Annotated in this window: 11 protein-coding genes; 10 read left to right on the top strand and 1 reads right to left on the bottom strand. The window is 39.8% G+C overall.

Going from position 1 to position 14,695, the window contains the following annotated elements:
* Nucleotides 1–398 precede the first annotated feature (398 nt).
* Nucleotides 399–2,975 carry a substrate-binding domain-containing protein gene (locus tag V7659_RS05035; RefSeq protein WP_335538543.1) on the bottom strand — a complete coding sequence of 859 codons (2,577 nt, stop codon included), beginning with the start codon at nucleotides 2,973–2,975 and terminating at the stop codon, nucleotides 399–401.
* A gap of 236 nt (nucleotides 2,976–3,211) precedes the next feature.
* Here V7659_RS05035 and V7659_RS05030 point away from each other — a divergent pair, with 236 nt between their 5' ends.
* The 10 genes from V7659_RS05030 to V7659_RS04985 form a co-directional block, all read left to right on the top strand.
* Complete coding sequence (locus V7659_RS05030) at nucleotides 3,212–3,925, top strand: LytR/AlgR family response regulator transcription factor (RefSeq protein ID WP_144553713.1); 714 nt, start codon at nucleotides 3,212–3,214, stop codon at nucleotides 3,923–3,925.
* Nucleotides 3,926–4,123: 198 nt separating this feature from the next.
* On the top strand, nucleotides 4,124–4,999 hold the full coding sequence (locus V7659_RS05025) for a substrate-binding domain-containing protein (protein WP_335538541.1): 876 nt from the start codon (nucleotides 4,124–4,126) through the stop codon (nucleotides 4,997–4,999).
* A gap of 198 nt (nucleotides 5,000–5,197) precedes the next feature.
* Nucleotides 5,198–6,367 carry a substrate-binding domain-containing protein gene (locus tag V7659_RS05020; protein ID WP_335538540.1) on the top strand — a complete coding sequence of 390 codons (1,170 nt, stop codon included), beginning with the start codon at nucleotides 5,198–5,200 and terminating at the stop codon, nucleotides 6,365–6,367.
* Between the two features lie 65 nt (nucleotides 6,368–6,432).
* Nucleotides 6,433–7,929, top strand: a complete 1,497-nt coding sequence (locus tag V7659_RS05015) for a sugar ABC transporter ATP-binding protein (protein ID WP_335538538.1) — start codon at nucleotides 6,433–6,435, stop codon at nucleotides 7,927–7,929.
* Nucleotides 7,910–8,890: an ABC transporter permease gene (locus V7659_RS05010; protein ID WP_335538536.1), complete on the top strand. Its 981-nt coding sequence runs from the start codon at nucleotides 7,910–7,912 to the stop codon at nucleotides 8,888–8,890. Before V7659_RS05015 ends, V7659_RS05010 begins: the two co-directional genes overlap by 20 nt.
* A 218-nt stretch (nucleotides 8,891–9,108) precedes the next feature.
* On the top strand, nucleotides 9,109–10,287 hold the full coding sequence (locus V7659_RS05005) for a Gfo/Idh/MocA family protein (RefSeq protein WP_335538535.1): 1,179 nt from the start codon (nucleotides 9,109–9,111) through the stop codon (nucleotides 10,285–10,287).
* Nucleotides 10,284–11,255, top strand: coding sequence for a sugar phosphate isomerase/epimerase family protein (locus V7659_RS05000; RefSeq protein WP_335538533.1), 972 nt, complete (start codon nucleotides 10,284–10,286; stop codon nucleotides 11,253–11,255). The genes V7659_RS05005 and V7659_RS05000 overlap by 4 nt, the downstream gene beginning before the upstream one ends.
* A gap of 131 nt (nucleotides 11,256–11,386) precedes the next feature.
* Nucleotides 11,387–12,421 carry a zinc-dependent alcohol dehydrogenase family protein gene (locus V7659_RS04995; protein WP_251565891.1) on the top strand — a complete coding sequence of 345 codons (1,035 nt, stop codon included), beginning with the start codon at nucleotides 11,387–11,389 and terminating at the stop codon, nucleotides 12,419–12,421.
* A gap of 57 nt (nucleotides 12,422–12,478) precedes the next feature.
* Nucleotides 12,479–13,321 carry a sugar phosphate isomerase/epimerase family protein gene (locus tag V7659_RS04990; RefSeq protein ID WP_026565962.1) on the top strand — a complete coding sequence of 281 codons (843 nt, stop codon included), beginning with the start codon at nucleotides 12,479–12,481 and terminating at the stop codon, nucleotides 13,319–13,321.
* A gap of 261 nt (nucleotides 13,322–13,582) precedes the next feature.
* A partial coding sequence (locus V7659_RS04985) for a substrate-binding domain-containing protein (protein ID WP_335538530.1) occupies nucleotides 13,583–14,695 on the top strand: 1,113 nt, incomplete at its 3' end.

Genomic DNA, 14,695 nt, shown 5'->3' with positions numbered 1-14,695 from the left:
TGTTCCAAATAAAGGATGAATCATTCTTTAATGTTTCATCCTTTATAGTCTGATCGCTTATCCAAGAAAATTTAAAAAAACATGCCACTTAGCGGAGATAAAACTAGCAACATGCTTATTTCTTAAAAAGAAAATTAATGTATCGTTCATCCATAAGCCTTACATCTTCATATAAATGTCGGAATAGCCTTTTCGTGCCTAAGGAAAAAGCAATCCAAAAACAAAAATATTACCGCTGGGATTATTGCGATAATAATGAATCTTGAATCCATCTCCTTTGTGTTTGCAAAAAGGCAAAAAGACCTACAACGATTGTTAGCTATTTTCTTATTCGAAGCCCATTTTTGTAAATCGTTATTGTTAATCTTAATAAGATTACTTAAATCTACATCATTGGTTTAATTAAGACGATTACTGTACGATTGAATATTTTCTGGGGCATCTTGGTTGTACACAAGTTTCCATGCCTCAAGGAGATTTTCTTTTGTTACTTTTAGAGCCGGAACAGCTACATAAGAAGGTGCTGGTTTGCCGAGCAGAGCATAACCTGCCAGGATCGCCTCGGCCACTCCTTGATGGTAGGGCATCTGTGAACCCGAGCCCTTGATAAGCCCATCTTTGGCAATTTCTACAGCAGCATTGGTACCCAAATCGATTGTTGTAATGACTAAATCATGTTTTCCAACGGCACTGGCGGATGCCATAACACCTTCCGCTACCAAATCCCATACAACAAAGATTCCCCTCAAATCCGGGTGTTCAGAAATCATAGCGTCTGAAAGTTCTTTCCCATCCAATGGACTTGTAAAACCGCTACGGGCTATGATTTGAATGTCAGGATAACTTTCTTTAATCGTCTTTTCAAAAGCAGTTAATCTTTGTTTCGTTACAAAAAAATCAGCATCGTGGTATATAACCCCAATCTTGCCTTTAAAGCCAATTTTCTCTGCGAGGATGTCGGCGGCGTAGGCCCCGTTTCCATAATTGTCAGCGGATACAACGCTAACATAATCCTTACCCGCTTCCAGCCCATATGGTATATTGTCCATAAACACCAGCTTAACACCTGATTGAGCTGCGGATTGAAATGCACTCGCGGTCGATACCGGATCGATGGGAAGACTGACAATAATATCTGGTTTTTTCGCTAATATCTTTTGGATATCTTCGACTTGCTTCTCCCAGTTAAATTCGGCATCAGTTATAGCCACGACCCTAATCCCCATTTTATTAAAAGTTGTCTTCAATCCCTCGATTTGTGCCTTTGCCCAATTATTTCCTGTATAGTGCATCGCAATGGCAACTGTATAGTTCTTTTCCCTGAGTTTTTTTAAATCTTTCAAAGACAACTGCAATGTCTTGGCAGAAACAGCTTCCTCTCCATTTGGTCCTATACTTAAAATATTATGTTCGGGTATATTTTGATTAATTGTACTCGTTAAAGTCTCGTTTACAGTTGTTAAGAACTCCTTGATATTAATGGGTTTCGTCACATAATTATCAAACCCCTTGCCTAATGTCTGCTGGATGTCCTGGGGCATGGCATTGGCACTTACAGCAATAACAGCAACGTCCCTCGTCTTTTCATTCATTTTTAAAAGCTTAAACACGTCGAAACCATGGATATCCGGTAGATTCAGATCCAGCAGAATTAAATCGACTTTTTTTGTTCTAGCGAGTTCTAGTCCTTCTTTTCCAGATTGAGCAGTTAAGATCGTAAAGGAGGACTGCGATTTCAGGATGTTCTTTACCAAGTTTAAATTGGATTGATTATCTTCAATATATAGCAAACAATAGTGGTCATTTTTGCCATTCTTTGTTGGAAGATCGATCACTTCTTCCCCCCACTGCATCGCAGCCTTTAATTCATAGGGAAGGGGGAGGTTAAAGTAAAAATCACTGCCAATTCCTTTTTGGCTTGTGACACTAATTTTTCCACCCATTAATTGGACAAGCTGTTTCACTAATGACAATCCGATCCCAGTACCTTCTTCTTGTGTCCCTTTAATTCTGTAAAATGGAACAAACACTTTATGATATTCCTCAACTGAAAGCCCGGTCCCAGTATCTGCAATATGAATGACAGCCTCGTTTCGTTTTAAATAGGAAAAGATCATGACTTTTCCGTCTTCCTGGTTATATTTAATAGCATTATCAAGAAGATTCAGGAGGATTTGTTTCAGGCGAATGGGATCGGCTAGAACTGAAATGGTTTGCGATGGATCTAACTGGTTGTGAATACTAATACCCTTGTTCTTGGCTAGTGGTTGTACGATGTTGATACATTCATTAATAATCGTCTCTAGTTTTACTTCTACAATGGAAACTTTTAATTGGCCGGTATCTATTCTTGATAGATCTAAAATATCATTGATTAAGCTTAATAAATGTCTTCCTCCACCTAGAATCTCCTGGACAAAGTCACTCTGCTCATCATTTAAGGAATCATCTATCTCTAAAAGCTGTGCGAAACCAAGTATTCCATTCAATGGTGTCCGAAGTTCATGGCTCATTTTGGACAGAAAATCAGATTTAGCCAGGTTCGCCTTTTCTGCCTCTTCTTTAGCATGAATAATGGTTTGTTCCATTTTTTTTCGTTCGGTGATATCCGAAATGGTAATTAGGGCAACCTGTTCACCATCTTTACGCATGTTGAGAGGTTTTGAATTTATTGAAAGCCATTTGGTGCCGGATTCAGGATTAATCACTCCCACGACATAGTTATAAAAAGGGATCCCTTTCTCAAGTGTGATCATTCCTGGCAATTGGGAATAGGGCAGTGCTGTGCCGTCTTCTTTTATATATTCAAGTTGCTGAAAGCTTGAGTCTGTAAAAAATTCTGATTTAACACCGAGCACGGTTTCCGCGTTTTCATTAAGTGCAATTGTTTTACCTGACTTTTCCTGAATAATGACGTATTCAGACATGGTTTGTAAAACTTCTTTATATAAATTTTCGTTAGGGGTGAGTTCCATTTTCTTATCCTGCCTTTGACCGAATAGTCGTGCATTTTTTTGAAGCTTTAGTGTTAGTATAGTCCACAGAAAACTGCAAAAAAACACTATCAGCAAATTATATTAAATTACTTCCTTTACCGCTTAAACTGCCTTATACTCAAAGTAGATAATTTGTTAACGATTTCAAAAAAGAATTTTCAATTTACTTATATAATGTTTCAAGAAATTAAAAGCTTTTAACATGAGGTGATCTTATGAGGGTTCTAATTGCAGAGGACCATGCACCATCCAGAAAACTGTTGAAGCATCTCATTAAACCTTTGCAGAGTTATGAAATGGTTGGAGAAGCCGTTAATGGTGAGGATTTAATTTGCAAGGTGATGATAGAAAAGCCAGACATCATTTTGGTTGATATTAATATGCCATTGTTGAATGGGATGGAAGCGGTGAAATCTTGTAAAAAAGTAGTCCCGTCATTGCAAGTTATCTTTATCACCGGGCATGATGAGTTTGCCTTAGAAGCTTTTAGTGTAAATGCAATCGATTACATTATCAAACCTATTGACCGTGACCGTCTTTATGCAGCGTTAGGACGAGCAGCTGCACTTGCTAAGACTCCAGCCGAAAGCGAGCGCCCAACTGTTAAGAAGGATTTAATGGTTAAACAGTCCAATCAGTTTTCTTTTATACCGTTAGATGACATTATTTTTATTGAACGAGCGGACCGAAAGGCCGTCATCCATACAATTGATCAAAAAATAGAGGTAAATGAGGCGTTAACGAATCTTGAAGAACTCCTTGATTCCCGTTTTGTAGCCTCCCATCGTTCCTATATTATTAATTTGCAATATTTAAAGAGGATTGAAACGGCAGGGCAAACGTACAAAGCATATTTTAAAAATTATGAGGAGACAGCAAAAGTTTCCAAGAATAAGTTAGCAGAATTACAAAAAAATAAATCGTTGTGAGGTCCTGGTTTACCGGACCTCATTTTTTTTGTTTTTTTTAAAAATTTATGATTTTATTGTCCGAATGAACGATAATCGTGTTCAAAAGGATAGAAAACGATTTCAGTTGAAAAAAAACCTTGTCGGAAGATGATTAGACGACAATTTTGTAATCGATTACAATTCAAATATAGAAACAGGAAAGGACAAATAACAAAGATGGTAGGGATTGTAGATGTAGCAAAGAAGGAAATTGTTTCTGCTAAAACCATTCTAGTTGTTGTGCCTGACATTACAAATCCGTTTTTTTCAAAGGTGTTTAGGGGGATTGAAGCAGTAGCCGTTACTAATGGATATCAAGTTATACTCGGCGATACTTGCAATGAAATGGAACGAGAAAAGTGGTTTTTAAACCTTTTGCATCAAAAAAAAGCAGATGGAATGGCTTTATTAACTGCCCAAACGGATGCAGCAACCGTTGAAGAGTGGGCCCAAAGATTTCCGTTGGTCCTTGCGTGTGAGTATATGGAAGGTTCCAACATCACAACTGTTTCGATTGATAACATAAGTGGTGCCAGAAATGCAACGGAATATTTAATCGATTTGGGACACGAAAGAATTGGCTGCATTATTGGACCTCTCAATAGTGTCTTGAACCGAGACCGTCTCAAAGGATTTTATCAAGCAATGTCAAGCAACAACCTTATCGTGGATCCTGTATTAGTCCAGGAAGGTGATTTCTCTTTTGAAAGCGGTTTTAACCTTATGATGAAGTTTTTTGCCATTGGTCAACTCCCATCTGCGATTTTCGCTGCCAATGATGAAATGGCAATGGGAGTCATTAAAGCCATTAAATCTAAGGGGCTTAAGGTGCCAGAGGATATTTCGGTTCTCGGTTTTGATAATCTGAAATTCTCGTCCATATTCGAACCAGGTCTGACAACGATTGCCCAGCCCGCGTTTGAAATTGGTGAGAAAGTGGCTGAATTATTATTGAGGCTCATCAACAAAGTAGAAATCAAACACGAGCAAATGTTTTTAGCTAACCAGTTGATTGTAAGACAGTCTTGTCAGCAGTATGTGAAAATTTTTTAGGAAAAAATGTAATCAATTACATTTTTTGAAGCCCATAGAATCCTGGTTTTATAACTTAAATGAATGTAATCCATTACTAGTAATATTCTATTAAGCTTACATTTATGAAAAGGGGGTGGTGCCACACTTATAGATTGTAAGGTGGTACCGACAAATAAAGAGCTTCAACTAAATAACTACTATAGTGGGGGTAATCAAATGAAAAAGAGTTTTTCTTTTACAGTTTTACTGTTATTTGTTTTTAGTGTTTTTCTTGCAGGGTGTGGCGGAAAAAAATCTACATCTGAACAAGCGAGCACGAAAAAGAATGAAAACTACTCAGAAACAGCTTCAGGTCCATTAACGATCAATCCAAAGATTCCTGATTTAGCGGTACAAGATAAAGGGCCGAACGGAGAACAGGCCGTTTCAGCTAAGACATTGCAGCTTACGGAAGATGAGCTAAAGAAGATTAAAGAAGGTAATTATAAAGCGGCAATTGTTATGCACTACTCTGGTACTGACTATATGAATGCAGCAGTTGGTGCGATGAAAGATACATTTAAGAAGATGGGCATCAAGATCGTTGCTGTAACAGATGCACAGTTCAAAGCGGAAAAGCAAGTAAATGATATCGAAACCGTTTTAGCGAAAAAGCCGGACATTATGATTTCTGTTCCAGTTGATGCCGTATCTACCGCACCAGCTTATAAAAAGGCTGTTGCCCAAGGCGTAAAGTTAGTATTCATGGATGGTGCTGCACAAGGTTTAGTTGCAGGTAAAGATTACATCAGTATTGTGTCTGGTGACAACATGGGTAACGGAGCAACCGCAGCAGACATTATGGCTGAAAAACTTGGCGGAAAGGGTAAAGTCGGCATTGTGTATCACGATGTAAACTTCTTTGTAACCAAAAACCGTTCTGATGCTTTTGAAAAAAGAATCAAAGAAAAATATCCAAATATTGAGATTGTCGCAAAAAGTGGGATTACTGGTCCAAATCAGGCAGAAGAAGTAGCATCTGCTATGTTGACAAGACACCATGATATTGATGGTATCTTCGCTCCATGGGATGTACCGGCTGAAGGTGTTATGGCTGCAGCAAGAACGGCTGGCAGGGATGACCTAGTTGTTACAACAGTTGACTTAGGTACAAACGTAGCAATCTCCATTGCCCAAGATGGAATTGTTAAAGGTCTTGGAGCACAGCTGCCATATGACCAAGGTGTAGCTCAAGCAATCCTTGCCGGCTATGCACTATTAGGGAAAGAAGCACCAGCTTATGTCGCTTCACCATCCATCAAAGTTACGAAAGAAAATGTATTAGATGAATGGAAGTTAATCTACGGAACAGACGCTCCTGACACAGTAAAAAAAGCGATGAAATAATATAAAAAAAAGGATAGGGGCTGCTTTTGAAAGCAGCCTCTAACATAAAAAGAAGGTGAACTTGGATGGAACAACCGATTCTCGAAATGAGAGGTATAAATAAAGCTTTTAATGGGATTACCGTTTTAAACGATGTCCATTTTTCCGTCAAAAAAGGTGAAGTTCACGCCTTGATGGGGGGAAATGGTGCCGGGAAATCGACGTTAATGAAAATCCTCACAGGCGTATACTCTGCAGACAGCGGCGAGATTTTAATTGAAGGAAAACCAGTAAGCATTAAAAGTTATGATGATGCTCAAAAGAATAATATATCGATGATTTTCCAAGAGTTTAGTTTAATTCCTACCCTTACCGTCGCCCAAAACATCTATCTTACTCGTGAGAAGAAAACATCATTAGGGCTGCTCGATGATAAGGATTGTGAGAAGCAAACAGAAAAATTGCTAGAAGAATTAGGCGTAGATATTAGACCAAATGATGTAGTTCAAAATTTGGGGGTTGGCTATTGGCAGATGACGGAAATTGCCAAAGCACTTTCCCAAGAAGCAAAGATTCTGATTATGGATGAGCCAACCTCGTCCTTAACCAAAAACGAAACGGAAGTACTCTTTAGTTTTATTAACAAATTGAAAGCAAAAGGTTATTCCATCATCTATATTTCTCATCGGATGGATGAAATCTTTGAAATATGTGACCGAATCACGATTATGCGTGATGGCCGATATATCACAACAGAAAAATGCAGTGAAACTGATCTTGATACTGTAATTTCACATATTGTCGGTATGCAATTTGACCAAGCGTTTGAATGGAAAGAACGTTTCTACGCAACGGACGTGCCGCCGATTTTTGAAGTAAGAAACTTAAAAGCCGAACATGTCCAGGATATTAATCTAAAAATTCAGCCGGGTGAAATCGTCGGAATTGCCGGGTTAATGGGAAGCGGCCGGACGGAATTACTTCGAAATCTCTTTGGGATTGACCCAATTAAGAGTGGAGACATCTACATCAATGGTCAAAAAAAATCCATTAAGAATCCAAAGAATGCCATAGAAGCCGGACTTGCACTGATTCCGGAGGACCGCCGGATGCAAGGATTGGTCCTTGAACATAGTGTCAAGGATAATATGATTCTTCCAATTCTTTCGAAGGTGAAAAAAGGAGCTTTTATTGATAGTAAGAAATCCAATGAGATTAGTAATGAATTTGTAAGGAAGTTAAATATTAAAACAGATAATATTTTTAAAAAGGCCGGCTTGTTATCGGGTGGTAATCAGCAAAAAATCGTTCTAGCCAAATGGCTGGCGAACGACCCTACTGTCTTGATGTTGGATGAACCAACAATTGGTGTGGATATAGGTGCAAAAACGGAAATTGTTGAAATTATTCGAGCTATGGCCGAAAACGGAAAGGCGATCCTTGTGGTTTCCTCCGAGCTCCCAGAACTGCTTGCTTTGAGTGACCGTGTGATCGTCATGCATGATGGGAAAATCAAAAAGGAAATGACCCGCAGGGAGATTAAATCAGAGGAGGAATTACAATATGCAATCCAAGGTTTCTAGTATTCAAAAGCCAACAACTCCTGCGTTGAAAGGATTCGAGTGGCGTAATTATATTGTCTATTTTGCCTTCGTGGGCGTATTAATCTATTTTTCTATCAGCTTAAGTGATGAAGGGTTTTTAACTTCAGGGAACTTATTAAACATTGTTAGACAAACAGCGACGATTTCTTTGATGGCGTTAGCAATGACATTTGTTATTAGTACAGGAGAAATCGACCTTTCTGTCGGTTCCATCGCTGCCCTTTCTTCTCTGGTAGGTGCATTAGCCATCCAAGCTGGTTATGGCATCATTGGTGGACTTATAGGCGGTGTTGGTACAGGTCTTGTGGTTGGATTAATCAATGGTCTGCTTGTAACAAAAGTAGCTATTCCTTCCTTCTTGGTAACACTGGGAACGATGGGAGCCATTAAAGGTGCTGCGATGTGGGTTACAGATACTGCTCCAGTTCCGATTGTAGACGCAAATTTCAATTTCATCTTTGGTTCAGGGGACATTGGACCGATTCCAGTTTTACTTATTTGGACTCTAGTATTTACAGTGATTGCCCATATATTACTTCGTAAGACATCATTTGGCCGTCAGGTATTAGCAACAGGCGGAAATGAAAATGCTGCAAGATTTTCTGGCGTAAAGACAATGAAGATTAAGCTAATGGTATTCCTTGCAACTGGTTTAATGGCTGGTTTAGCTGGTCTCCTTTATGCGGGCCGTATGAATGCAGGACGTTTTTCCTTCGGTGAAGGGGATGAGCTTTCTGTTATTGCTGCGGTTATCCTTGGTGGGACAAGCTTGTTTGGCGGTGTAGGAACAATCATCGGAACGATTGTTGGTTCCCTAATGATTGGTACGATCAACAATGGTTTGATTATCATGGGTCTTGATGTCAGCCAGCAAATGATTATCAAAGGAATTATCATTATCTTGGCGGTGGCATTTGGTAAGAAAGCGTTGAAGAGGTAATTTTTAATAGAGGTTTCCGCGGAATAATAGTAAAATTCTGCGGAATTCCCCCAGAAATTGACGGAATTAATGAGAAAACTGGCGGAATTTCCTCGGAAATTGGCGGAATTAATGATAAAAGCGGCGGAATTCTTTTCAAAAAGAGCGGAATGACCCTATAAGGTCTATAAATTTGCATCCTTGAACAACAAGATTAACTTTGAACAGGAGGAAGAAAGGTGGAGAAGATTAAAGTTGGTATCATCGGTACTGGTTTTATCGGGCCGACTCACATAGAAGCCATCAGAAGGCTTGGTTTTGTAGAAGTAGCTGGTTTGGCGGAAACCAGTCAAGAAATGGCTGAAAAAAAGGCAGCTGAGCTTGGAATTCCGAAGGCCTTTGGTGATTACCGAGAAATGCTGAAAGACAGCGAAATCCAGGTCGTTCACAATTGCACACCAAATCATCTTCATTTTGCCATTAATAAAGAGATTATTTTAGCTGGAAAGCATGTTGTCTCAGAGAAACCACTGGCTATGAACAGTGATGAATCAGCAGAATTGTTGGAGTTAGCAGAAAAACAAGGCGTCATCCATGCGGTGAACTTTAATTACAGACAGCATGCGAGTGTACAAAACTTAAAAGCGAAAATCACTGAAGGTGATCTTGGGAAAGTGAACTTGGTTCACGGAAGCTACTTGCAGGACTGGTTATTATATGAAACAGACTACAACTGGCGTTTGGCACCGGAAGTAGGCGGAAAGTCACGCGCAGTAGCGGACATTGGTTCCCATTGGTGTGATACCGTCCAATTTGTAACAGGCAAAAGGATTGTCGAAGTTTTTGCCGATTTAGCAACTGTTGTTCCAGTAAGAAAGAAACCGACAGGAAACGTAGCTACTTTTGGGGCACAGACGGCGGAAGATATGAAATATGAAGATGTACCAATTAATACAGAAGATTATGCATCTGTTCTTGTCCGGTTTGAGGATGGATCTAGAGGAGTCTTTACTGTATCTCAAGTCAGTGCGGGACGGAAAAATAGATTAAGCTTTGAGATTAATGGAAGTCAAGCTTCAATATTCTGGAACCAGGAAGAACCAGAGAAGCTATGGATCGGGCACCGGGATAAAGCAAATGAAGTTCTATTAGCGGACCCGGCGTTGTTTTCTCCAGAGGCAAAGTCTGCTATCCATCATCCAGGAGGGCATAATGAGGGCTGGCCGGATGCTTTGAAAAATATGATGTTTAATTTCTACTCGTTTGTTCGTGACGGCAAAAGCCTGAAAACAGACAAGCCAAATTTTGCGACATTTGCAGATGGACACCTTTCGATGTGTATCACAGATGCAATCTTAGAAAGTAACCAGCAGCAGAAATGGGTGAAGGTTCAGGCTAGCAAGGAGGTATTTTCGTGAAATTAGGTGTATTTACCCCCTTGTATCAGAACCTGCTTTTTGAAGAAATGTTGGATAAACTGGCAGCCATGGGTGTGGAGGCCGTTGAATTGGGGACAGGGAATTATCCCGGCAATCATCACTGTAATCCGGATGAATTGCTTGAATCTCCTGAAAAAAGAAAATCATTCCTGAGAGCACTTGAAACTAGGGGATTAACGATCAGCGGCTTAAGCTGCCACGGTAACCCGCTTCATCCAACTGTAAACATTGCTCAAGAGTCACATGACGTTTGGCGAAAAACGGTATTACTTGCAGAACTTTTGGAAGTTCCTGTTATCAATGGCTTCTCCGGCTGTCCGGGTGATCATATAAGTGCAAAAAGTCCAAACTGGGTTACATGCTCATGGCCTCCGGAATATTTAGAAGTGCTGAACTGGCAATGGAACGAAGTCGTTATTCCTTATTGGAAAGAGGAAGCAAAATTCGCGAAAGAGCATGGCATTCAGCAAATTGCTTTTGAAATGCACCCAGGATTTGTAGTTTATAATCCTGAAACTCTACTAAAGTTAAGGGAGCATGCCGGCGAAAACATTGGTGCAAACTTTGATCCGAGCCACCTTGTTTGGCAAGGAATTGACCCGGTCGAGGCCATCAAAAAGCTTGGCAGGGAAAATGCGATTTTCCATTTCCATGCGAAGGACACTTATTTAGATCAAGCAAATATCAAGATTAATGGTGTTTTAGATACAAAGCATTATAGCCAAATTTTAGACCGCTCTTGGACATTTAGATCAGTCGGATACGGCTCGGACGAAAAAATGTGGAAAGACATAGTAAGTGCCCTTCGAGCAGTCGGATACGATTATGTTATTTCCATCGAACATGAAGATATGCTTGCTTCCACCGACGAGGGACTAAGCAAAGCTATTACTCTCTTAAAAGGGGCCATGTTCAAGGAGAAAATTACCGAGATGTGGTGGGCTTAATTTTTTGGAAGCATGGGGACGGTTCTCTTGCTTCCAAAGGGAGGGGCTGTTCCCTCCCGCAGCTCATTTCAAGGAAATATGATAGGATAATTGTTTTTCAAAATTAATGATGAATGATTGGAGGCAGTACAATGACAACAATGAATGCTGTATTTTTTCCAGGAGATAAAAAAGTAGAGATTCGCCAGGTTGAAATTCCAACGCCTGGGCAAGGGGAAGTATTAGTTCAGTTAAAAGCATCAGCGATCTGCCGAAGCGATATGAGCTTATATTATGGAACTTCCGTTTTTGAAGGAACAAAATGCGGATGCACGGTACCAGGGCATGAACCTGCAGGGGTTATCACAGAAGTAGGAGCTGGCGTTTCCAATTACAAAGCGGGTGACCGAGTTGCTGTTTACTTAGCTCTTGGCTGTGGTGAATGTGCACATTGTAAGAGCGGCTACAAAATGTTCTGTAAAGAATTTAAATGTATCGGCTTTGACTCTCACGGCGGTGACGCAGAGTACATGGTCGTTCCAGCTGAAAACTGTATGAGATTGCCAGATAGCATGAGTTTCGTAACGGCTGCTGTTTCAACTGACGCTGTTGGAACCCTTTACCACGCGCAAAAGAGATTAGGTATTTCAGGAAGAGACTACCTGGTTATTTTTGGAATGGGACCTATGGGCGGCGCTGGTGTGATGATCGCTAAAGGATTAGGAGCAACCGTTATTGCTGTTGATATGCTGGATGAGCGCTTGGAGCTTGCGAAGGAATTGGGTGCGGATTATACCATCAATGGTAAAACAATGAATGTGCAAGAAGAAATCGCTCGTATTACAAAGGGTCTTGGTGCAGATGCTGCGATTGATTGTTCCGGAAGCCCTTACGGTGAGAATGATGCATTAGATTGCGTGAGAGCACATGGACGTGTCGCTTTTATCGGCGAAAGTAAAGAGACAACAATCAAACCAAGTGCGCAATTAATTCGAAAACAGATTTCTGTAATGGGTTCTTGGTACTTCCCAATTCAAGAATTTGATGAAATTGCGGAGTTTATTGTTAGAAAGAATCTGCCTGTAGAAAAGTTGGTTACTCACCAATTTAAATTGGAAGAAGCGGAAACAGCTTTCCGTTTGTTTGACGAAAGAAAGACGGAAAAAGCTGTGTTTGTTTGGGAATAATCACATTGAATAACAAAAATTTGCTTTATGACTTAATTTTTGAGGAGGATCAAAAGATTGAAACTTTCATTTAATACTTGGGTTTATAATTCTTTTCCATCCATGTTGCCCTTTTATCCATTAGAAGAAGTGATTAGTCGAATTGCTGCATTTGGATATGATGGAATTGAAATAGGTTGTGCGAGTCCTCATGCATGGCCTGATTATCTATCCACACAAAGACGTAAGGAAATTCTTCAGCATTTAAAAAGAAATAATCTAAATGTAGCTGCTATGCTTCCCGCACCTGGAGGAGGACCTGGAGTGAATCCAAGTTCAGCTTTGAAAGAAGAGCGTGAATTTACGATCAATCATTATAAGGAAGTCATTCGTTTAGCGCATGACTGGGAATGCCCAACTGTGATGTGGCTTGCCGGCTGGTTTGGTTTTGGTATGAACAAACAAGAAGCATGGAAGTATAGCCGCGAAGGTTTGCAAGATGTGGCAAAATATGCGAAAGACCTTGGAATCACATTAGTAGTTGAACCTCAAGCTGCTGATTGTAATTTAATTGAATCGGCAGATGATGCCCTGCAGTTGGCAGAAGAATCAGGTGAATCCAATGTGAAAGTGATGTTTGATACTTTCCATGCCCTATATCGGAATGAAGTACCGAGTGATTATGTTTATAAAATGAAAGATAAGTTGCATCATGTTCATATTTCGGATGACGATCGTTTACCGCCTGGACAAGGAACGGTAAATTGGGATTCCGTATTAAAAGCATTAAAGGAAATCGATTACAAGGGCTACCTCTCAATGGAAATTGGATTTGGTACTAGAAAAGCAGATCCTGATTGGTATGCAAAAACATCCATTGATTACTTGACAGAAAAGTTAAAAGGAATTGGATGTAAGTAATAACCTAATTGAAAAAAATATAATCGGGGCGGATGCAGGTGTTTAAATGCAACTGGTTCGCCCAGTAAATCTATTCAAATACTTAAAACATTTTTAATAGAAAACATAATCACCAAAAGAAAAACAGTAAAAAATAATTTTTAATTAATTAAAAAATGTAATCGATTACATTTCAAGAGAGGATGTGATACATAACAACAATTAAAATTCGATATTTTAATCAAAGTGTTAAAAAATCCGATGCTCAATAGGGGGCTAATCATGAAAAAGTTACTATCTATTATCACTATGATTCTAATTATTACTAGTATCGCACTTGTTGGCTGCGGGAAGGATAGCAGCACAACTAGCAGCGGAAGCAAAGAGACAGAGAGCACTAAAACAGAAGAAACAGTTGCAGTTTCAGGTCCAATAACGATCAACCAAGATATCCCTGACCAAGAAATTTTAAGTAAAGGTCCAAGTGGAGAAGCGGCCGTTTCTGCAAAAACATTGCAGCTTACGGAAGAAGAAGTACAAAAGATTAAAGAAGGAAAATACACAGCGGCAATTGTCATGCACTATGCTGGGAATGACTGGGCAACCGCTCAAATCGATGGATTAAAAGCAACCTTTGCAAAAATGGGAATTAAAGTAGTAGCAGTAACAGATGCACAGTTCAAGGCCGAGAAACAAGTATCAGATATTGAAACTGTTTTAGCTAAAAAGCCAGATATTATTGTTGGGATTCCAGTAGATCCTGTTTCAACTGCATCCGCTTTTAAGAAAGCAGCAGATGCTGGAGTAAAAGTCGTGTTTATGGATAATAAACCCAACGGATTAGAAGCCGGCAAGGATTATGTGAGTGTAGTTTCTGCTGACAACTATGGAAATGGTGTTCAAGCAGCGGAGATCATGGCGAAACAACTTGGTGAAAAAGGAAAAATCGGTGTTATCTATCATGATGCGGATTACTTTGTAACAAAACAGCGTACAGAAGCCTTTGAAAAAACAATCAAGGAAAAATATCCAAAAATCAAAATCGTGGAACGTGGCGGAATCATTGGGCCTAACGATGGAGAAAAGGTAGCATCAGGAATGCTCACCAAAAATCGTGATCTTGATGGAATGTTTGTCGTTTGGGACGTTCCAGCGGAAGGTGCTTTAGCAGCAGCACGTACGGCAGGAAAGAAAGATTTTGTCATTACAACTATTGATTTAGGGACAAACGTTGCCTTAGACATTGCATCAAACGGTTTGATTAAAGGCCTAGGTGCTCAGCTGCCATATGACCAGGGAATTTCAGAAGCGGTTTTAGCTGGTTATTCCTTACTTGGTAAAGAAGCACCTGCCTATGTGGCTGTTCCTGCGTTAAATGTAACGAAAGAAAATGTA

Origin of the sequence: Neobacillus drentensis, assembly GCF_036966985.1 — a bacterium.
Taxonomy (GTDB): Bacteria; Bacillota; Bacilli; order Bacillales; family Cytobacillaceae; genus Neobacillus; species Neobacillus drentensis_E.
This window is presented reverse-complemented; position numbering and strand designations above follow the sequence as displayed.